Raw genomic sequence first — 20,142 nt, forward strand, 5'->3', positions numbered from 1 at the left:
GCTTACTCCTGCTATTCCCAACACTAATTTTCTGCCTACCAATCATCTGAACCCTATTCCTATGAAGAAACTTCTATTTTTGATCCTGTTACCCCTACTATGCCATCTCGCCACCTTACCATTACACGCCCAATTCAAGGTGGATGGTCAGCTCATTCAGCGGGCCGAATATAGAAACGGATACAGCCAGTTAATCAATAGTGCGGACCATCCGGCGGGTTTCATTGCGCAACGTGGCCGCATTCAGGCAAGCTATGTGACCGATGCCGTAACCATCTATATGAGCATACAGGATATCCGGACCTGGGGCAATACGGCTCAGGTGAAAGCAAGTGACAATTTATTATCTGTTCACGAGGCATATGCCGAATTATCTCTGGGAGAATCCTGGAAAATAAAACTGGGACGGCAGGAGTTGAACTACGATAACTTCCGGTTTCTGGGTAACCTGGATTGGGCCCTACAGGGAAGAGCCCATGATTTTGCCCTGGTCAAATACGAAAAAGACGAACATAAACTACACCTTGGGGCAGGATACAATCAAAACGGCCAAAGCCTGTCCGGAAACCTTTTTACGGTGCCCAATCAATACAAATTCGCCCAAATGGTCCGGTATGAAAATCGCTGGGATAACTTTCAATTTTCATTGCTATTCTGGAATGACGGCCGGCAATTTATCGAACGAAACAATCAAGGAGAAATCGTTCTTGCCGAAACCCAATTCCGGCAGACCATTGGCATTCCAACCCTAAAATACCAGGCTGGCAATACCCTGTTTAGTGGTTTTTATTACCAACAATTGGGAAAATGGGGAAGGCCGGTCAGTGCCTTTGACATCAACTTTCAGGTGACCCAAACCTTTCATTTCGAAAAAGCCGAAGGAAAAAATTTCCGCCTGGCCGGAGGGTTTGAAATGTTGAGCGGTACTTCTACGAACGAGCTTTCAAAAAACAGGTCTTTTTCCCCTTTATATGGTACCAACCACTTGTACAACGGGTACATGGACCTTTTCTACGTAGGCGGAACCCACGAAAATAACGTGGGACTAAACGATTATTACCTTAAAGGTAGGATGACTTTTTCTCCGCAGTTTTTTATGCAACTGGATGGGCATTGGTTTAACAGTCAGGCGGAGGTGCTGTCTTTCAACCAAAATGCCGACCCGATGGACTCCCATCTTGGAACGGAGCTAGACCTATCATTGGGCTATGTTTTCAATGATGCCATTTCACTCCAGGGAGGATACAGCCAGTTTTTTGCCACCGAAACCATGGAACGGATACAAAATAATGGAAGCCTGAAGGACAGTCAAAATTGGGCCTACCTGATGCTCATTGTCAGGCCTACCATGAAAAATAAATTTATCGGAATCTTGCTTTAGTTCACTGTATATGATCAAATTACTGGTTTCTACCAAAACCACTCTCCTGCTTTTCCTTCTTTTTGCAAGTTCCATGGCCATTGCCACATTTATAGAAAATGACCACGGTACCCAAGTGGCACGCGGGATGGTATACGAGGCCTGGTGGTTTGAAGTCCTCATGGCCTGGATGGGGATAAATTTTATTTTCCACTTTCGGCAATACAAGCTGTACCGGCAAAAAAAATGGCCTATAGGCCTGTTTCACCTGGCTTTTATCTGTATTCTTCTAGGGGCAGGCATTACCCGGTATTTTAGTACGGAGGGTACCATGCGAATTCGGGAAGGGGAGACTTCCGGCCTGTTTTATTCCTCTGGAAATTACCTGCAACTGGAGCACCCGGAAGTAGCCGATTACCATAAATTTGAAAAGGCCTTTCCCTTGCTTACCAGCTCCTTTAGCCCGAAGGAGCACACTGTAAATTTCCCGGGTTTACCTTCCCTTACCATCCAATTGGATGATTACGTGCCGGGAGCCAGAAAATCATTCCTCCCCGGCAATCAGGATTACCTGGACATTGCTGTGGCTCGAGGGGCGGGCAGAAAAGATTACCTGTTAAAAGCAGGTGAAGCCCTACCCTTGGGCGACCTGCTACTTTCCACTAGTTCCACCACAGCAGCTCCCATTCGTTTGTTCCAAACAGATGAAGGCTGGAAAATCGAGTCAGCGGTCCACCTGCAGGTCATGGACATGGCCAGCCAGCAAATGCATGTGCTCCATGAAGGAGAAACCCAACCGTTGCATCTGCGCTCCCTCTACCAGTGGGAAGGAGGAGCCTTTTTGGTGAAAGCCATCCATGAAGATGCCAGCCTGCAATATGAAAGCGAGTCCAACCCGGAATTGGCCAAAAATTTACCAGATGTGGTAAAACTATCGGCCAGGGATGAACAAGGGAATCAGCTGGCTAGTGGTTTCCTGCCATTGGTGCAGACTGAACCTCAATGGCTTTCCTTTACCCATCAAGGAAAGCCATTTCAGTTAACCTTTGGACCCAAAGCCATTAGCCTTCCCTTCGAGCTGTACCTGAACGCATTTGAACTGGAAAGGTACCCCGGTAGCCAAAGCCCTGCCAGCTATGCCTCTGAAGTGATGGTGATGGAGGAGGGAACCGAATTTCCGTACCGGATTTTTATGAATAATGTACTGGACCACAGAGGATATCGCTTCTACCAATCCTCCTACGATCAGGATGAGAAAGGTACGGTCTTAACCGTTAACCAGGATCGGTTGGGTACCTATACCACCTATCTGGGTTTTTTTATGCTTTTTCTGGGCATGTTGCTGACTCTATTTGCCAAAGGAAGCCGTTTTCAAATTCTTAATAAAAAGCTTAAAAACCTGGATTATAAAAAAAACCTGGCCATGGTGTTCCTGCTGGGACCCGTAGTAGGCAGTTTTGCGCAGGACCCATCCACTGAAATACCAAAGGTGCCGGAGGATAAAGCACTGGCGTATGGCAGGCTTATCGTACAGGATATGGACGGACGGATGAAGCCGCTTAACACCCTGGCCCTGGAAATCACACGGAAACTTACCGGAAAAACAAGCGCAGAAGTAACCTTGGGAGAAAATGAAATCCAGTTGAGTCCCGAACAACTGGTGCTGGGTGTCCAGTTAAATCCTGAATTGTACCAAAGACTGCCGCTCTTAAAAATTGATCGGAAAAAATCGACAGGGGTTTTCCAAACCCTGCAGGTAGCCCCTGCCTCCCGACTCCGTTTTCAGGACTTTATTGACGATGAGGGAAGTTACCTGCTGTACGAGCAAGTAGAGGCGGTAAATCGGCTCAAACCCGCTGAACGGTCGGATGCAGACAATGAACTATTGAAGACCGATGAGCGATTCAATATTTTTTACGGGCTGCTGACGGGAGATTTTCTAAGGCTGTACCCCAATAAATTGGATCCTGACGACACCTGGTTTACCAAAAACGAATCCATGCAGGGATTTACCGCAGAAGATGCCCGTTTTGTGGCCAATATCGGTACGTTGTATTTGAAAGGTTTGCGGGAAGGCATGGAAACGGGAGATTGGAACGCGGCCGATGAAGCCCTTTCTTACATAGACCTATTTCAACGGGAAGCCGGAAAATCCGTCTATCCGGCCTCTTCTATGATCAAAGGAGAATTGCTTTACAACCAACTTCGGCTGGGCTCCCGGCTTTTCGGTCCTTTCTGGCTGATCGGCTTGGTAATGCTGGTGCTGGGCATTGCCCGCTTGTTTTATACGGCATCCTGGCTGAAGAAAACCTGGAAAGCAGGGTTGATGCTTACCTGGCTGGGCTGGGGCTTGTTTACCTTTCACCTGGCCCTTCGCTGGTATATTGCGCAACATCCTCCCTGGAGCGACGGCTTTGAGATGCTTGTCTTCGTTGCCTGGGGAATTCTATTCTTTAGTCTGGTTTTTTCGGGAAAATCCAAGTTTACCATCCCACTGGGGTTGCTTTTTTCGGGTACCCTGCTATTTGTAGGTTTCTTGGATTGGCTCAATCCGGAAATCACCAACCTGATGCCGGTCCTACATTCCTACTGGCTCAAAATTCACGTAGCGATCATCGTTAGCGGCTATGCTCCGTTGGCCCTGGCCGCCATTTTGGCACTACTAAGTTTGCTACTGATGCTATTTAAGCCAAAATCGCCACGTCCCGAATGGTGGAAGAGCATGCTGGAATTAAATGTGGTTAATGAATTGGCCCTCACGGTAGGACTTTTTTTACTGACAGTAGGAACCTTTCTGGGAGGCGTCTGGGCCAATGAAAGCTGGGGTAGGTATTGGGCCTGGGACCCGAAGGAAACCTGGGCACTCATTTCCATCATGGTCTATGCTTTCGTGCTTCACCTGCGGCTGGTGCCTGCGCTCAAAAATGCCTTGGTTTTCAACCTGGCCAGTTTATGGGCTTTTAGCAGTATTATCATGACCTCCTTTGGTGTCAATTACTACCTTTCCGGCCTCCACTCCTATGCAGCGGGGGATCCCGTACCGGTTCCCAACTGGGTGTATGTAGTCACGGGAATCCTGTTGGTAATTTCATTTGCGACGATCTATTCCTTCAGGGGCTGGTCTACTCAAGACAAAAAACGCATCATTGCCTGAGCTCATCGTATACTTCCAGCCAGTGCAGGCGGGAAGATGCCGGGGTACCCCCTCCCCTCATCAAATCGGTTTCCTGATTCCGGCTTCAACTAGTCGAATATATTTCGCCCCTACAGGGCTTGGGAGGCCGAAATCGAGGCTATTTATCACAGGGCTACACCCTGTGCTCCGGTATTACGCGCTTTCAGCGCTTGAGTTTTTCTATAGAGACGTTATCCCCTGCTAGTTGTAGGGCAGGTATCCGGTTATTGATTGGTTCTGGCTTCTAATTTTATCCCTGTAGAACGGGATATTTTCTTGCACTAGCAAATCCCGATGAGTGTATTTCGCCCCTACAGGGCTTGGGAGGCCGGAATCGAGGCTATTTATCACAGGGCTACACCCTGTGCTCCGGTATTACGCGCTTTCAGCGTTTGGGTTTTTCTATAGAGACGTTATCCGTTGCTAGTCGAAGGGGAGGTATCCGGTTATCGAGCGGATCTGGCTGCTGACTCAATTAATGCTAGCACTGAAAGTGCGTCATATCCTAGCGGTGGGTGCAGCCCATCGTCGCAATGGCATCATTGTTTTGGTAAGCCCTGCAGGGGCGAGATATTTTTCTAGCCTGGCCTATTGAATGCCGAATTTTCCGTGACTTGCCCCTCGAAAACAAAGCCAGCAACGGGCGGTACAACGTATATCAATTGGGAACGGCATAAAATGGAGTGAGTAGTATGCATGATCCCCCTCACAAATCTTTCTTGTTAAACCAACGGATGGAAACCGAAAAAGGAATCAATGCCCACAGGAGAAGTAGCACTAACACCAAGCCCTTTCCCCAGGTTTCGGAAAACACCTTTTGGAAAACGGCACCACTGTAACCCATAAGGGCCGCGGCATCGGTCTGCATCAGGACCAGGATCCTGCCCAGATCCAGGGGGTTTAAAAAACTAATGTACAAGACCAGCTTTTCAATGGGGTATTCGTTGAAATTGTACATCAGCAGTAATACCAGACCGTCAAACAGCAATACAAAATAGACCCAAATCAACAAAGAAAAACCCATGCCCTTCGTTCGATCGGATGCCCAAATCGCCATCAACAAAGCCAATCCGATGAAAATGAGATTCCACAGGCTCCCGGTAAGCAACAAAAGGAGTCCTACACCACCCGCATCGGAAAAATAAACCGGCAATCCCAGTCCCAACAAATAAACCCCGGTTAATACCAGCGATAAACTGGTATAAAAAGAAACCAGCAAGGTACTCCTTGCCAGCGGTTGCGCATGAAGCAACAACAGAAACTCGTACATATTGTAAAAGTAAATAATCGAAAAGACCAGGCAGACCATGGGAACGACCAAAATACTGATATTCAATAAAGCCAGTAAGATCTTTTCGCTTTGTCCCTGAAGGCTGATCAGTCCAAAACCGGTGACCCAGAGAAAAAGGAGGTAAAAGATAATGGTTTTGTTTTTGACCAGGTCGGTAGCCAAAAATTGAATGATTTTACCCATGACTTGTTTGTTTTCGTAAGAAGGTCGCAATCATCGCATTCAATCTGTTTTCGGAAGTTTCTGCCTGCAAATCGGTCAATTGCTTATCAAAGAGCACCCTTCCCTCCATCAAATAAACCAACCTGCTGGCGATGTCATCCAGGTCATTCAGCACATGAGAGGTAATGAGTACCAACTTGTTTTCCTGATGGATGGTCTTCCGTAATTTTTCTTTCAGCATTTCATTCGACACGGGGTCCAGCCCGGCAGTGGGTTCGTCTAAGATCAACACATCCGGATGGAACAGAAACGCCAGGGCTGCACTTACCTTTTGACGCATTCCGCCTGACAAAAGTCCCATTTTTTTCGGATACAGGGCCTCTATTTCAAAGGCCTCAAAAAGATCCGTATCATAATTGGACACTTCCGTACGGATGGATTTCATCAGCATAAAAAGCTCCTTTACCCTCATCTGCTCTGGAAACCGGGATATTTGTGGCATGTATCCGATACTTTTTCGGTAGGCACTTTGCCCGAAAATATCCTGCCCATTAAATTGAATCTGATCCTGCCGGATGGTATTTAGGCCCAGCAAACACTTAATTAAGGTGGTTTTGCCGGAGCCGTTTGGGCCAATCAGGGCCAGGCCCTCCCCTGCCGAAAAATGAAGATCAATCCCCTTCAGCACCTCCTGCCTGCCAAACCTTTTGTGCAATTGCTTAATCGAAATCATAGGGATAGGGACTTATTTGCGGTTGCGAATCGATCAATTGTTCGGGGATAAACTGAGGAAACATGCGCTCTGCTACCTCCAGACTGCTGACCAGAAAACTGTGCAACAACATGTGGGCTGCAGGAACTTTATCCGTTATTAAGGCAAAAAGATTCACCGGCCGGTGAGGCAAATCCCCCACCCCGTCTCTGTCCAGATCATAACCGGAATACTGGCTCCAGTAATTGCCTTCAAAATGGTTTAAATTCGATTTTGAGTTGGTCAATACTTCGAAGGTATTTCCAATAAAATTATTTTCTATAATCCGATTATCCATGCAATTTCCTTTTATGTCCATGGCCTTCCCATTGTTTTGCAACAGGTTTTGAGAAAGAACCAGGCGATTAGCTCCCTCGGCATAAATCCCCACTGTATTGGACTGAAAACGATTGCCGCTGATGGTGCCGTCTGAAATTTCTTTCAATAACAACCCGTAGCTGGCTCCTCCCCAGTTGTCCAAAAATTCATTGTTTTCCATGCTTATTCGATTGCTAAACATGACGGCCACTCCGGAGCCATTATTTTGAAACACATTATTTTCGTAGGTATCATCGTTGGAAAACATGAAATGCAGCCCATAACGCATGTTATCCCTGCTTTGATTGAAGGCAATGTAACTTTCGTCCACAAACTCAAAATAAATGCCATCCCGGTGATGGCTCAGGGTATTGTGGGTTACGCGGATTCGATTTCCCTGCCAGATATGAATGGCATTTCCAGCTCGTGATTCCTCTTCCGCTGCCCCCCTGATGGTGTTTCCATCCACCAGGCATTCATTGGATTTTTGAAGGTAAATTCCGAAAAAGGTATTCAGTAGGTGATTGTTCCTGATCGTTACGTTTGAAACCCGGTTTAAACGTATGGCTGCCCGGTCCTTTAGGTAACTTACGCCCACATTTTTCAGGGTAAGGTTTTCCAGGCTGACATCGTCTGAAACGATGACAAAAATTTCGTCTCCCATTTGTCCGTCTACAATGGCACCTTCCTCTCCCAACAAAACAAGCGGCTTGTCCACCGCTATGGAATTTTCCCGGTAGACCCCTTCTTTTAACACCAGGGTATCGTAGGGAGCCGCCAGCAGGATCGCGTCCGAAATGACCCTACCCTCCCCCGGATATAAATCGATGGTTTTTGCATTCCCCCAGCAGGGAACCAGGGTCATTAGGCATAATATAAAAGGTTTCCATGCGCTCATAAGCAACTTAGGGATTCAAAGGTGCAAACAACTCTTTCTCTTTCAGCTCTTCCCAGGATATCAACTCATTTCCCATGGCATTTTGAGATTGGCGAAAGGCAGCGAGGTTTCCCCCCATCGGACTGCGATACGAAGAGTCTATTTCAAAGGACAATTCACGGACATCAACCAACTTCTTTGGTTCATCATAAGCGATGGCCAACGTGTGGCCAAACTCCATGGACGCATTCTCTTGCAGATAGGGAACCAGGCATTCTACCGCATCGAACTTATAGATCCTGCCTTTGGTAGTGACCAGTTCTCCTCCAAACCTCGGGTCCATAATTTTCATCTTGCAATGGGCACAGTGATCTTCTCCAAATTTAATGGGTTCGGGTGAGACGCTGCAAGATTGGATCAGCAGGACACAGCCATGTAGAAAGAAGCTTCGAAGAAATCTATTCATTGCATTTTATTGAATTTCCATTTCGTCCAAAAGGAAGCAAAGCCTAGAAGTACGGCCAGACCTAATCCAAGACCTCCAAAATGGGGATAAGATTTGACATAGAAATTAAGAAGGTCTTTTTCTCCAAGCAAGGGCGGCATGTAACTCATACCCGGGACTTTAATAGGAGCCTTGGGATCCAGGTTGTGGCCATAATCGTAGAGCCAAAGGTAAAAATCATAAATACCCAGGGCTCCCAGGATAGCCAGAAGCAAAAACCAAAACCCATAATACCATACCTTGTTGATCCAAATTCCAAGAAGTCCCAATGCCATCATGGCATAAGCTACAAAGGGAAAATACTTTAGTTCAGGTATGGATTCAGGATGGATGGCCTGCATGCCAATATAGTGGTTTAGAATATTGATATTTTTCACAATATGCTTGTCACTGCCCGAAACCTTGTTGATCCAGATATGCATTTGCAGGCCTCCCGGAAACTGAGCGGCCTCTAGGGTGATTTGCCATAAAGGGAATACAAATACCCCTGCCAGCGCAATAACTGCAGCAAGCTGAAACCACCTGGAAGTGGATGAATTTGGTCTAAGCTCCATAATAAGGGATTTATAGGGGAAGATAAAGCTACCGGAGATTCCGGTAGCTTTGGATGGATTTTTACTGGTTATTAGCTAATTTTCGGGCATTTTCCTGAAACTCAAGGGCAGCTTCTTCATCATTGTGCAATTCTTCATTAAGACCCCATTTCAGCGGCACATCAGATCCCTGGGGAGAAACCCTGACGTATCCGGACATTTCCTGGTGCAGGGCAGAACAGAAGTCTGTGCAATAGAAGGCAAAAACCCCCGGACGTTTGGGCTCCCACAGAAGGGTGCGTGTTTGTCCCGGCATGACCAGGAGTTCCGCATTGGTAGCCCCCTGTATGGCCAGCCCGTGCGGCACGTCCCAGTCCTGTTCCAAATTGGTCAGGTGAAAATAAACCTGATCGCCTAACTTTATACCTTCAATGTTGTCTGGAGCCAAATGACTTCGGATAGCCGTCATGTACACGTGGACTTCATTCCCATCTCTCTCCACTCTGGATCGACTCTCGCCCATAGTAGCATGAGGATGCGTATTACTCTCTATGTCGAAGAATTTGACCGAGTTAGGCTGGATTTTATCCGCCGCAATAGCTTGCGCATAATGCGGTTCGGCCTTGGTAGGGAAATCCAGGATCAACTTCATTTTGTCCCCGCTAATATCAAATAGCTGGGCTGAGTGCGCTAGTTCTGGTCCGGTAGGTAAATACCGGTCTTTGGTGATTTTATTCATTGCCACCAGGTATTTGCCATCCGGATTTCGCGTTTCTCCTCCGGGAATTACCAGGTGTCCGGGAGAGTAAAAAGTGGGTTGCCGGTCCAAAATCTCCTTGCTTTCCACATCCCATTTTACTACCTCAGAAGAAATAAAGAAAGTGGTATAGGCATTTCCCCGACCATCAAATTCGGTATGCAATGGTCCCAAGCCTGGCTTTTCTACAATCCCATGAAGGGCCGCCTCGTAGTTGATAATGGGAATTCCATCAAACTCCCCGTCAAAATTTTCTTCCTCGATGGCTTTCATTATTTTACTGAAGGAATAGACGGACATATCAGCCGATAGCTTTCCGTTGCCCACAATGTATTCACCGGTAGGGTCTACATCGCAGCCGTGAGGGGATTTGGGAACCGGGATAAAATACACCATATCCGGACATTCTTTTGGATCCAGAATTCGGGTGCTGCTTCTTTCCGTTGAATTCACAATCCCTGATCCCTCATCCATCAGGTTGTGGAAGTAGGAAGTTTCCCGTTCTGTAAATTTACCCTGTTCCAGGTATTCCTCCGCTTTTTTCCAGTTAACCACGGCCATTAGGTCCTTGTCTTTTTGGGAGGCATTTACTTCCAGCAAGGAATGCTCCTGTTCCGAATTGTAGGTAGTCAAAAAACTCCATCCATGGGAGACGGCTTTCCCATTTCGGGCCAGGTCGTAATTAAAACCCGGCATTTCTATCTGGAAGGCCAGGTCCATGTGACCGTGCTCCGGGTCTACGGTCACGTAATTGATCAATCCTTTAAAATTTTCTTTATAGGTATCGATCGGCACATCCTTTTGCGGTATCGGCACACTAAAGCGCGTTCCCGAAACCAGATACTCCGAGTTTTCAGTAATAAAGGGTGCGCAATGCAGCCCTGCCACATCGGGAATTTCCAGTATTTCGACCGTTTCAAAGGTCTTTAAATCAATTCGGGCTATCCTTGGGGTATTGTTTCCATTCACAAAGAGCCATCGTCCGTCGAATTCTCCTTCCGTCTGTGAAAGTTCGATATGGTGAGAATCATCCCAGGGAACGAAACCATAGGATGTGTTAAACATGGGCTTGGTTTCTTCACTATATCCGTAGCCATTTTCGGGATATTGGGAAAATACCGGTATTTCTTTCAAGAGCCTTCCTGAGGGCAGGCCGTAAGCCGTAATCTGTCCGCTGTATCCACCGGACATAAACGCATAATACTCATCGTACTCACCGGGAGCTACATACACCTGTTGGGCAGCATCCCCTGTTATCATTTGGCCGGTATCTGAACCGCCACAGGAATACAGCAATGCTGCTAGTGTGAGAATTGGAATGATTTCAAACGCTTTGGTTTTCATATGTTCTTTGTTTTTAGGGTTTTTTTCTATATTGCCTGGTCTTTTTGACCGAGCGTTTCCATATCGTTTTGCCGGAAAAATTCCAGAAGTTTACGGGCATCATCCGGTTTGATATTCTGATTCGGCATGCGGGTCATGCATTCTTCCAGTAACTTCTGGGCAACTGGATCCTGTGCTAACATGGCATCTACATTGGTAATCATATTCATGATCCACTCTGGTTTCCTGCGATTGGTTACGCCCTCAAAACCGGGTCCCACCACGCGCTGATCAGTCAACTTATGGCAAGCGGAACATTTTAAGTCGTATATCGACTGTCCGCGTTCTATCCATTCCTCATTAAGTGGGTCTGACACTTCTACTTCCGTAAATTCACCAACCCCTTTCCCCATTTTGATGGTCTCGGGTTCCTCATTTTCAGTATTTTGAGATGAGGATTCGTCGGCTTGATTTTGGGTAGTTTCACCCCCTCCACAGGAAAAAACCAGTAGAAGCGGAACCCCATAAATTAGTTTTTGGAAATGTTTCATTGTTTGTTGGATTTAAGTTAACGATGCTTTTTAAAATTGTTCAGGTATAAACGGTTACTTATTGTACATAAATATACTTTTTTCGGTGTTAAAATAAATTACTTTAAAAATTTTCAGTCCATATATAACTATTCCGATAAGTAAAAAGCAGGAAGTAATGAAAAGCCCCTCGTAAAACCAAGGCAGTCTTCCCCACTCTTGCCAGTAAAAAAAGCCTTGCAAAAACAGATACAATTCCGAACCTATAAAACCCAGGTAAAAGAACAGGACGCTGCCTTTTAAACAGGTGTTTCTTCTTTCAACCTTTTCTCCCTGATATAGGGCGAACAACAAGTAGGCGGAAAAAAGGCCCAACATGTTAAGATGGATGAAGCCTACAATAATGGGTCGCAAAACAACTGCCATCTCTGCCAAATCAGGAAAAACTAACAGAAACTCAAACAAAACCCGGATTCCGACGACTATTACAGCTAATTTTGCAAAAGGCCAAATGCTTTTTTGCCTGGACAAGGAGCCACCTATGTTTATAATATGGTAAATAATCGCCACGCCCACTAAAAACTGTGCCACAGCACCAATGCCGTGAACCAGATAGGCCCAAAACGACTGATAAGCCCAAAAAATCACCAGGGAGAAAGTCAAAATCTGACTACTGAGTAGAATGCGGTAGACAAAACGAAAATGATCTGTAAGCCAGGTAACGTTTTGCAGGTGTTTTACTAACAATGCCAGTAAAATGAAAAGCAGCCAGCCGTTAAATTGAAAATGAAGGTAAAATTGGATGGCAATCTGATAGAGCAAGCCCGCCTTTCCCCCCGTCACCATAATCGCAGCCAGTGCCCAAATCCCCATGGTTGATAACACCAGAAACACCAAGGCCGTCTTTAACAATAGCGTTACCTGGGGATTGGACCGATCATGATCTTTCCATACCTGAAAAACCATCAGGTAACTACTAAAAATGTGTAGTGTGGCAAAGAAAATAGAAAATCCAGCATATCCTTGAATTGGGAAAGCCACCGCCATACCCAAAACGGTACATTGTGTGATCCAAAAAAGAATGGCGTAAATGGCCTTCCGGGATTTTTCCGCTGGAATCAACTGTCTGTAGATTAACAAAAAGAACCCCAGATAAAGCCATCCCAGCAGCGCCACATGTGAATGGCCATGAAGCAGGTTCCGGTAATCCATCCAATTGATTTCCCAGACAAATGCCGCACGAAGCAACCCACCAAAAACGGCAGCAATCAAAAAATTGAGTAAAACGACTAAAACCCAGGATTTCCTCATTGATTTGTCATTAAATGGAAAAATAATCCCACCTCCACATAGCTTTCTGAATATTACCTTTTTGACAACACCAGTTAGCCAAATACAATTGATAAACAAAATTACATATAATTTTCAGATAACTTTGTCCTATTTAAAAAAATGATGATGAATATCATGTTTGAAGCTAATTTTTCTACAGAAATAAATTCCATTTCGCTGTTACCTTTGCTTTCATAATAGCCGGAATCTTGTCATCACCCGGGATCTAGAACACGATTAAGCACCATTCGCCATGAAAAACGTAAACAAGAAAATTAATTTAAGAGTTTTTTATCCTTTTATCTTTTTATTGATATTTGGATTGGAAAGCTGTGGTAGTGAAGCCTCCGAAAAAACCTATCGCCCTGAGAGTGTGACTACCAATTCCCAAATGAAACTATTTGGAGAAGAGGAAGCCATTTTAACCGCGCCTCCATTAGTGCCGCCCCCGGTGGGAAACCGCCCCGCTAAAAAACTGTATATGGAGATGGAGATCATCGAAAAGGAGGCTGAAATGGCCGACGGTGTTACCTATATGTACTGGACCTTTGGCGGTTCGGTGCCTGGTTCCTTTATACGCACCCGGGTGGGTGACCTGGTAGAATTCAAGATCAAAAACCACCCCGACAATAAGCTGCCTCACAACATAGACCTGCATGCTGTTACCGGGCAAGGCGGTGGTGCAGAGGCCTCATTCGTTGCTCCAGGACATGAAAAAACCTTTTCCTTCAAAGTAATCAATCCGGGACTATACGTTTACCACTGCGCTACGGCTCCTGTCGGAATGCACATCGCAAACGGCATGTATGGATTGATATTAGTAGAACCTGCAGGAGGATTGCCCCCGGTAGACAAGGAATTCTATGTTATGCAAGGAGATTTTTATACCGAAGGCAAATACGGGCAAGCCGGATTACAACCTTTTAGTATGCAGAAAGCCATAGACGAAAACCCCGATTACGTGGTGTTCAACGGCAGTGTTAACGGGTTATCGGGAGACAATGCGATTACTGCAAAGGTGGGCGAAAGTATCCGCATCTTTTTTGGCAATGGCGGACCCAACCTGGCTTCCTCCTTTCACGTGATCGGTGAAATTTTCGACAAGGTATACGTAGAAGGTGGAAGCCAGACCAATACCAATGTGCAGACCACTTTGGTGCCCGCTGGAGGATCGGCCATTCTGGAATTTGTCGCAGACGTTCCGTCCAATCTGGTACTGGTAGACCACAGCATCTTCCGAGCCTTCAATAAAGGAGCACTTGGCGTTCTGGCTGTAAGTGGGGAAGAAAATCCAGCCGTATTTGCAGGAGAAATCATGGAGGGTATCTATCAGCCGGAAGGTAGCGTGATCCAAACCATGCCCCAATCAGAAATGGAGCTGACTGCACCTAAAGAACTCAGCCAGGAAGAACAAATTGCTGCTGGCAAAAAACTGTACATGCAAGCCTGCTTTGCCTGTCACCAAACGGACGGCCAAGGCGTTCCCAATGCCTTTCCTCCCCTGGCAGATGCCGACTATCTCAATGCCGATCCGGAACGGGCAATTGATGTCCTCCTTAACGGGCTTTCCGGTGAAATCACCGTTAACGGTAAAAATTATAACAGCATTATGCCAGCTCAACAGCTTACCAATGAGGAAGTGGCAAACGTCCTGACCTATGTGTATCATAGCTGGGGAAATAACGGTACTGTAATCAGTCCGGAAATGGTACAATCCAGAAGAAAATGAAAGCGCTGGCAATTTTAGTCTTATTCAGCATGCAGGCGATGGGCCTGCATGCACAATACGAGGATATGGTATCCATAGAAGGGGGAGCTTACGCCCCCCTTTATGGTAGCAGCGCGGAGCTGGTAAGAGTGAACGGTTTTTATATTGATGCGGAACCCGTCACACATGCGGATTTCCTGAATTTTGTCAAAGAATATCCGGAATGGCGAAAATCAGGTGTAAAACGACTTTTTGCCGATGAACGGTACCTGCAGTTGTGGGAGAACGATCTAGAGATTCCGGAAACCCTGAAAAACAGTCCCGTAGTGCAGGTTTCCTGGTTTGCGGCAAAAACCTATTGCGATTGCCAGGGTAAGCGCCTGCCAACTGTGGATGAATGGGAGTACGTGGCCATGGCCAGCGCAACCCAAAAAGATGCCCGGGAGGACAGTCTTTTTACCCTTTCCATTCTTTCCAGTTATGAGAAACCCAAAACCTACCTTATGGAGGTAGGTATTCAGGAGCAAAATGCCTGGGGAATTCATGACCTGCATGGATTGGTTTGGGAATGGACACAGGACTTTAATAGCATCATTCTCACCGGTGAATCTCGAAATAATGGCAACACAGACTTGGGACTTTTTTGTGCAAGTGGCGCCCTGGGAGCCAATGACCTGATGAATTATGCAGCCTTTATGCGCTATGCCATGCGCTCCAGCCTGAAAGCCCGCTACTCACTGACTAATTTGGGATTTCGCTGTGCCGGCGATTTACCTTCAGACAGTAAGTGATAAAAAGAGATTAATAAGATTACACGAATCCAAAAGACAATGAAAAATTCTATCCAATTATTCGTAATGGCCAGCCTGCTTTTAAGCTGTGGCCAATCGGACAACAGCACCACGGCTAAACCAGACCAGCAGGAAGGTATGCATGACATGTCTATTTACCACCTTCCTTCCGATTGGAATACCCATCATGGTGAAAAAATTTCATTCCAGGACCTAAAAGGACAGCCTTTGGTGGTGGTGATGATTTACACTGCCTGTAAAACGGCCTGCCCAAGGCTGGTTGCCGACATGCGGGAAATTGAAGCAAAAGCGGCATCCCAGGTACAACTTCAACCCCGGTATATTTTGGTCAGCATTGATCCTGAAAACGACCATCCTGAAAAATTAAAGCAATTTGCTTCTGACAATGGAATGGATGGGGAGCAATGGCTCTTTCTACAAGGAACCGAATCCGGTGTAAGGGAATTTGCCAATGTGCTTTCCATGAAATACAAAAAAATAGATCCCATCGATTTTTCCCATTCGAATATCATCAGTGTGTTTGATAGGGAAGGTGTGCTTCAGTATCAAAAAGAAGGCCTGGGTTTGCAAAATGAGGAGATCATTGAGAATATTCAGAGGGTCTCGGAGAAAAATTAACCAATCGGATGAATGTGATTCTCCTGATAATAGGCAATTTTCAGCTGAAACATTTGGGCCATTTTCTCCGCTCTCCACAGTGCTTCATCCGCCCTCTCTCCTGTAAAGTTTTCCTTCAGTGTCTCCTGAAATAACTGCAACCAGCGCTGAAAATGCTCCTTCCCAATCGGCATGGTCGCATGGGGCGAAAAGGGACTTCCATGATAGGTATGTTCCTGAAGCAATACTGTCTGCCAAAACCGGTACATTTTTCCTAAATGGGCATCCCAACTATCTCCAATCCGTTTTTCAAAAACCGGCCCTAACAAGGGGTCCCTTCGAACTTTGTCGTAAAAAGTGTCTACCAATTCCCTAATCTCCGCTATTGATTCAATTTCCTTCTTCACTACCATCTGTAACCTATTTATATATATACGACATCAGGGATTCAGTACGCGGCTCAGCGTGGCCTTGCCGGAGGCTACTTCGCTGGCTACCTCCTTCAATGACTTTTCAGACAAAAGCCGGGTAAGCCCATCCCGGATGGCCTTGTACTCGTCATGTATGGGACAAGGGTGATTTTCCGAACAGTGCTTCAATCCCAATCCACAACCATTAAAAAGCTTATCCCCATCAATGGCAATCACCAGGTCCAATAAGCGCATGTTTTCCTGGTCCTCGTCAATGTAAAACCCGCCGTTCGGTCCTTTAGTAGAACTAACCAAGTTTTGTTTTGCCAGGGATTGCAATATTTTAGCCGTGAAATATTCCGGAGCGTCTATTTCTTTACAAATATCTTTTACCCCCAATTTGATTCCCCTTTTATTTTGGGACCAGATATAGATCACTGCCCTGATTCCGTATTCACAAGCTTTTGAAAACATTTATGTATTGGTTATCATTTTTTCAAAATTCTTCTTCCCATAAACCATGCGGAACTTCCAAGTGGTTTTTGCAAAAGAGCTCTCCGATTTTAAGTGACTATCAGTGTTTGAGAAGGTAAACAAGGACAAATATAGTCAGATTCCCGATTTAATAAAATACTTTTTTATCTTTTTTTAGAAATCCATGCTCAGCATTAACCTAAAATTCCTTCCTGGTGCGTATAAAGGTATGCCCTGAATACCGATTGGACGATTCAGGTGTTCATAATAGGATTGGTTTAGCAGATTATGAACAGCAGCCCTTACTGTTAGTGAAGATGCCAACCGATAACTTCCCTCCATATCCAGCAAGTGAAAACCAGAGCTGGAAGGTTCCGCAAATCGTTCTGATACTCTTTTTTGCGCCGTAACCAGACGCCACCTTAATAAAGAAGTAAGTTTGCCGCCAAAATGGCTCCCTTGCAAGGAATACCGGACATCCAGGGGAGAAATTTCTGGAAGCGGTTCCTGATGGCTAAGGTCTTGCCCATACGTATAGGCCGCCATCAATACTTGCGACCAATTTGTTCCCAGGCGATGCTCGAAGGTCCATTCAAATCCAGTTTTTAATGCCTCATTCACATTTACAAATTGCCTTACTCCCGGACTCTGGGGTAATCGGGGTGCAAGATCTGTTCTCACACCCGTAATATAGTCTGTCAGGTAGGCGGCAAACAAGCTGAGAGAAAACGAAAAGTGTTCGGAACGATGGTGCAGGCTTACATCCAGTTGATTATTCGTTTCCGGTTTCATTTGCGGGTTTCCCAGCAATTCGTAAGGGTCTAGCCCCACGGGAAAATAATGAATGTACCGTTCGGTAAGGCTTCCGCTCCGGCTAACCCTTGCCATCCATAAGCCCATTTGCCAGGCCTCATTCAAGTCGCTTTGCCAGCCCAGGGATATCCCGGGATTGGCTTGCAGGGATGAAATTGATTCGACCTGCTGCCTAAACTCCTCCGTGGGATTTAACGCTCGGGCCTGATTCATATCCAACCTTCCGGACACACTTAGCACTCCCTGATTTATTGGCAGGGAATAGGCTCCAAAAACACCCCATTTTTGAATTACAGACTCTTGCCATGCATTATCCACCATGGTTTTTCCCTCGTTCGGCCCCATCAAAAAGGTACGTTCCCTTTCTCCCGCCGCCTTTTCCCTGCGGCCATCTACTCCTGCAAATAACTTCCCAGCTGCCAGGTGCCATTCTCCTTCCATCCTTCCTCCACCGTTAGATGTTTTCGCAGGCGTTCGGGCATCCATCATCCTAGGTTCGATCTCTCTCATCCCATTATCCATGAGGTGATCGACTTTACTCAGATAAAAGGATTGCGTAATCGATTTAAGGTGTTTCCTTTGAAAGAACTTTTGAAATTTAGCATTTCCGACCCAGGTATCGTCTTTGCGCAGATCCATGCCCAGCGTCGGGAAATCTACGTTTCTGGCAAAATTCCGATTTAGGTTCAGGGACAGTATTTCGCTTTCTCCTGTCTTGAAGTCCCCAAAAAACCCCACTGATCCACGCATAAAGGAAGCAGGAACGGCAGTGCCATCACCATCCAGGTAATCTGATCCCTTAGACCAGGAACCAAGTATACCCATATCTGCATTTTTGCGCTTCCATCCGAGTTTTCCTTCGTTTCGCAAGACCTTTCCATTCTGCTCCCACATACTGGAAAACCGACCATAAAGATCGGATTCTTCACTAAAATCCGGAGCTTCACTGACAAAATTCAAGGTCCCTCCCAAACCGATGCCGTACCGGAGCGCATGCGGTCCTTTAAGAAGTTCCACTTTTTGCATACGACCCAGTGCAATTTGTGAAGTAGGCGGATCCATCCGATTGGGGCAGGCAGCAGTAGCCGACTGAAGTCCATCCACTACCACATTGATCTGATCGTATTTGAAACCGCGCATCACCGGATCAAAACCGAAAGCACCACTTTTTCGGATGGAAGCTATCATGGGGTTTTCGTTCAGCAATGCTCCGGCATCGTGGTGAATCTTGTCCCGGGCAGAAAAACTCATTTGTTGGTCTTTTTCCTGGGGCGAGCTTATAGCGATAACGGAAACAGGCAAAAGTTCCACCCAGTCCGGATTCCAGGCAGCACTTCCCTGCTCCCAAAGCCGGTTAAATTCAGTATTGGTAAGGTCCCAGGTCCCGTATCGTATATGCTCAAGACGAAGGGATGCCCCTTTTTGAAAAGAAAGAATAACCCTGCCGGTGGAATCACTGCTCCCTTGCTGGTTTCCGTACCTGTAGTGCAGCCCCACAATCGCTGAGGCATCTTCCGCATCGTAAAAGCGGATCGGTCTGGTTTCCTGCGCAAAAGCAACAGAAAAAGCAGCCATCAAAAACATGGTTAGAATAAAATTGAAATATATAGGTTTCATCTTAAATTAATTATTAGATCTCCCAAAAGGGTAATTTATATAAAGGAATACATCGTTCAGAATCGGTTGAGACAGCTTGTATCGCTAAGGTATTGTTACGAATTTTTCAATAACGTAGCATTTGTCACCGTGCGGCAACTACCTGGTGTAAATCAGTCAACAGTCTGATCGAATGCACGCCATTCAGGATACACTGCCTGATAGGGGCAGCCTAGTAACCAAATGAGGGATGTCTAAGAATAGCTTTTGCGATTTCTATTGATGCGAAGAAACCGGGCGAAATTCTTGACCAAACCAGCACCCCACTGTCAACAACCTAAGAAAGGAAATCAGGATTGGGGCGGATGAAAAATTCCGTCTGTCGAGAAACGACTTTTGCCAGGCAGCAAAAAACAAGTGGCTACCTGACCGTCTGTACCTGAACAAAAGGGAATATGCAGTGAAAAAGGGGAAGAGAAAACAAAAACCCAGCTGGCAAACTCAGGAAGCTGAAGGGCTTGAGGCTGTTCCGTATCCGCTGCTTTTTCTAACCTTCGGCCCAACTCACAGGAGCCTTCGCAATTCATTTCGGGCTTGTCTAAATTGACACAGAATAAGGCAGCAATTGAATCCCTATTCCATAAAAAATTGAACTGAATCAGGGACAAGGTAGTGCTCTGAACCAGCATCATGCCAGCCAGCAAAATCGGGATGCCATATGAAATGAATCGGGGTGCCATGTTTCTGCTGACAAAGATAAAATAACTAATTCATTTCCCCGTTACCATTTCCCGATCTGGAAAGGATTTTTTAGGAAT

17 protein-coding genes are annotated in these 20,142 nt (G+C 46.0%); 5 read left to right on the plus strand and 12 right to left on the minus strand.

Annotation, left to right across the window (positions count from 1 at the left end; genetic code table 11):
* The first annotated feature begins 61 nt into the window (after nt 1-61).
* Both GJQ68_RS03995 and ccsA read left to right on the plus strand, forming a co-directional pair.
* Nucleotides 62-1,381: a hypothetical protein gene (locus tag GJQ68_RS03995; protein ID WP_162416013.1), complete on the plus strand. Its 1,320-nt coding sequence runs from the start codon at nt 62-64 to the stop codon at nt 1,379-1,381.
* A 10-nt stretch (nt 1,382-1,391) separates the two neighbouring features.
* A complete protein-coding gene (gene ccsA, locus GJQ68_RS04000; RefSeq protein ID WP_235941079.1) occupies nt 1,392-4,514 on the plus strand; it encodes a cytochrome c biogenesis protein in 3,123 nt (1,040 codons plus the stop codon).
* 727 nt (nt 4,515-5,241) lie between these two features.
* On the opposite strand, the gene GJQ68_RS04010 is transcribed toward ccsA, so the two are convergent.
* The 8 genes from GJQ68_RS04010 to GJQ68_RS04045 form a co-directional block, all read right to left on the minus strand.
* Nucleotides 5,242-6,009, minus strand: coding sequence for an ABC transporter permease subunit (locus tag GJQ68_RS04010; RefSeq protein WP_162416014.1), 768 nt, complete (start codon nt 6,007-6,009; stop codon nt 5,242-5,244).
* Nucleotides 6,002-6,721, minus strand: a complete 720-nt coding sequence (locus tag GJQ68_RS04015; protein WP_162416015.1) for an ABC transporter ATP-binding protein — start codon at nt 6,719-6,721, stop codon at nt 6,002-6,004. Before GJQ68_RS04015 ends, GJQ68_RS04010 begins: the two co-directional genes overlap by 8 nt.
* On the minus strand, nt 6,708-7,955 hold the full coding sequence (gene nosD, locus GJQ68_RS04020) for a nitrous oxide reductase family maturation protein NosD (protein WP_235941081.1): 1,248 nt from the start codon (nt 7,953-7,955) through the stop codon (nt 6,708-6,710). The genes GJQ68_RS04015 and nosD overlap by 14 nt, the downstream gene beginning before the upstream one ends.
* 7 nt (nt 7,956-7,962) lie before the next feature.
* Nucleotides 7,963-8,400: a nitrous oxide reductase accessory protein NosL gene (locus GJQ68_RS04025; RefSeq protein WP_162416016.1), complete on the minus strand. Its 438-nt coding sequence runs from the start codon at nt 8,398-8,400 to the stop codon at nt 7,963-7,965.
* Nucleotides 8,397-8,993, minus strand: a complete 597-nt coding sequence (locus tag GJQ68_RS04030; RefSeq protein WP_162416017.1) for a hypothetical protein — start codon at nt 8,991-8,993, stop codon at nt 8,397-8,399. Before GJQ68_RS04030 ends, GJQ68_RS04025 begins: the two co-directional genes overlap by 4 nt.
* 61 nt (nt 8,994-9,054) lie before the next feature.
* Nucleotides 9,055-11,073 carry a Sec-dependent nitrous-oxide reductase gene (gene nosZ, locus GJQ68_RS04035; RefSeq protein WP_162416018.1) on the minus strand — a complete coding sequence of 673 codons (2,019 nt, stop codon included), beginning with the start codon at nt 11,071-11,073 and terminating at the stop codon, nt 9,055-9,057.
* 26 nt (nt 11,074-11,099) lie between these two features.
* A complete protein-coding gene (locus GJQ68_RS04040) occupies nt 11,100-11,603 on the minus strand; it encodes a c-type cytochrome (RefSeq protein ID WP_162416019.1) in 504 nt (167 codons plus the stop codon).
* Between the two features lie 54 nt (nt 11,604-11,657).
* The gene (locus GJQ68_RS04045) at nt 11,658-12,893 is read right to left on the minus strand and encodes a hypothetical protein (protein ID WP_202927870.1); all 1,236 of its coding nucleotides are present in this window, start codon (nt 12,891-12,893) and stop codon (nt 11,658-11,660) included.
* A 274-nt stretch (nt 12,894-13,167) separates the two neighbouring features.
* Between GJQ68_RS04045 and nirK the strand changes: the two genes are divergently transcribed.
* From nirK to GJQ68_RS04060, 3 genes are read left to right on the plus strand one after another with little or no spacing between them, the layout of a single operon-like run.
* Entirely contained in the window at nt 13,168-14,643 is a 1,476-nt protein-coding gene (nirK, locus tag GJQ68_RS04050; RefSeq protein ID WP_162416020.1) for a copper-containing nitrite reductase, read from the plus strand.
* Nucleotides 14,640-15,413 carry a formylglycine-generating enzyme family protein gene (locus tag GJQ68_RS04055; RefSeq protein WP_162416021.1) on the plus strand — a complete coding sequence of 258 codons (774 nt, stop codon included), beginning with the start codon at nt 14,640-14,642 and terminating at the stop codon, nt 15,411-15,413. Before nirK ends, GJQ68_RS04055 begins: the two co-directional genes overlap by 4 nt.
* A gap of 39 nt (nt 15,414-15,452) precedes the next feature.
* On the plus strand, nt 15,453-16,052 hold the full coding sequence (locus tag GJQ68_RS04060) for an SCO family protein (RefSeq protein ID WP_162416022.1): 600 nt from the start codon (nt 15,453-15,455) through the stop codon (nt 16,050-16,052).
* Here the strand turns inward: GJQ68_RS04060 and GJQ68_RS04065 are convergent.
* From GJQ68_RS04065 to GJQ68_RS04080, 4 genes are all read right to left on the minus strand, one after another.
* Entirely contained in the window at nt 16,049-16,444 is a 396-nt protein-coding gene (locus tag GJQ68_RS04065) for a group III truncated hemoglobin (RefSeq protein ID WP_202927871.1), read from the minus strand. The genes GJQ68_RS04060 and GJQ68_RS04065 overlap by 4 nt on opposite strands.
* 27 nt (nt 16,445-16,471) lie before the next feature.
* On the minus strand, nt 16,472-16,915 hold the full coding sequence (locus GJQ68_RS04070) for an RrF2 family transcriptional regulator (RefSeq protein ID WP_162343564.1): 444 nt from the start codon (nt 16,913-16,915) through the stop codon (nt 16,472-16,474).
* A 174-nt stretch (nt 16,916-17,089) separates the two neighbouring features.
* The gene (locus GJQ68_RS04075) at nt 17,090-19,345 is read right to left on the minus strand and encodes a TonB-dependent receptor domain-containing protein (RefSeq protein WP_162416023.1); all 2,256 of its coding nucleotides are present in this window, start codon (nt 19,343-19,345) and stop codon (nt 17,090-17,092) included.
* Nucleotides 19,346-19,674: 329 nt separating this feature from the next.
* Nucleotides 19,675-20,064, minus strand: coding sequence for a hypothetical protein (locus GJQ68_RS04080; protein ID WP_162416024.1), 390 nt, complete (start codon nt 20,062-20,064; stop codon nt 19,675-19,677).
* Nucleotides 20,065-20,142: the final 78 nt, after the last annotated feature.

It is taken from the genome of Cyclobacterium roseum, assembly GCF_010119225.1.
GTDB classification, from domain to species: Bacteria; Bacteroidota; Bacteroidia; order Cytophagales; family Cyclobacteriaceae; genus Cyclobacterium; species Cyclobacterium roseum.

Excerpts from the sequence above, each read along its gene's own strand:
- GJQ68_RS03995 (WP_162416013.1), top strand. The coding sequence starts at position 62 with ATGAAGAAACTTCTATTTTTGATCCTGTTACCCCTACTATGCCATCTC.
- ccsA (WP_235941079.1), top strand. The coding sequence starts at position 1,392 with ATGATCAAATTACTGGTTTCTACCAAAACCACTCTCCTGCTTTTCCTT.
- GJQ68_RS04010 (WP_162416014.1), bottom strand. The coding sequence starts at position 6,009 with ATGGGTAAAATCATTCAATTTTTGGCTACCGACCTGGTCAAAAACAAA.
- GJQ68_RS04015 (WP_162416015.1), bottom strand. The coding sequence starts at position 6,721 with ATGATTTCGATTAAGCAATTGCACAAAAGGTTTGGCAGGCAGGAGGTG.
- nosD (WP_235941081.1), bottom strand. The coding sequence starts at position 7,955 with ATGAGCGCATGGAAACCTTTTATATTATGCCTAATGACCCTGGTTCCC.
- GJQ68_RS04025 (WP_162416016.1), bottom strand. The coding sequence starts at position 8,400 with ATGAATAGATTTCTTCGAAGCTTCTTTCTACATGGCTGTGTCCTGCTG.
- GJQ68_RS04030 (WP_162416017.1), bottom strand. The coding sequence starts at position 8,993 with ATGGAGCTTAGACCAAATTCATCCACTTCCAGGTGGTTTCAGCTTGCT.
- nosZ (WP_162416018.1), bottom strand. The coding sequence starts at position 11,073 with ATGAAAACCAAAGCGTTTGAAATCATTCCAATTCTCACACTAGCAGCA.
- GJQ68_RS04040 (WP_162416019.1), bottom strand. The coding sequence starts at position 11,603 with ATGAAACATTTCCAAAAACTAATTTATGGGGTTCCGCTTCTACTGGTT.
- GJQ68_RS04045 (WP_202927870.1), bottom strand. The coding sequence starts at position 12,893 with ATGAGGAAATCCTGGGTTTTAGTCGTTTTACTCAATTTTTTGATTGCT.
- nirK (WP_162416020.1), top strand. The coding sequence starts at position 13,168 with ATGAAAAACGTAAACAAGAAAATTAATTTAAGAGTTTTTTATCCTTTT.
- GJQ68_RS04055 (WP_162416021.1), top strand. The coding sequence starts at position 14,640 with ATGAAAGCGCTGGCAATTTTAGTCTTATTCAGCATGCAGGCGATGGGC.
- GJQ68_RS04060 (WP_162416022.1), top strand. The coding sequence starts at position 15,453 with ATGAAAAATTCTATCCAATTATTCGTAATGGCCAGCCTGCTTTTAAGC.
- GJQ68_RS04065 (WP_202927871.1), bottom strand. The coding sequence starts at position 16,444 with ATGGTAGTGAAGAAGGAAATTGAATCAATAGCGGAGATTAGGGAATTG.
- GJQ68_RS04070 (WP_162343564.1), bottom strand. The coding sequence starts at position 16,915 with ATGTTTTCAAAAGCTTGTGAATACGGAATCAGGGCAGTGATCTATATC.
- GJQ68_RS04075 (WP_162416023.1), bottom strand. The coding sequence starts at position 19,345 with ATGAAACCTATATATTTCAATTTTATTCTAACCATGTTTTTGATGGCT.
- GJQ68_RS04080 (WP_162416024.1), bottom strand. The coding sequence starts at position 20,064 with ATGGCACCCCGATTCATTTCATATGGCATCCCGATTTTGCTGGCTGGC.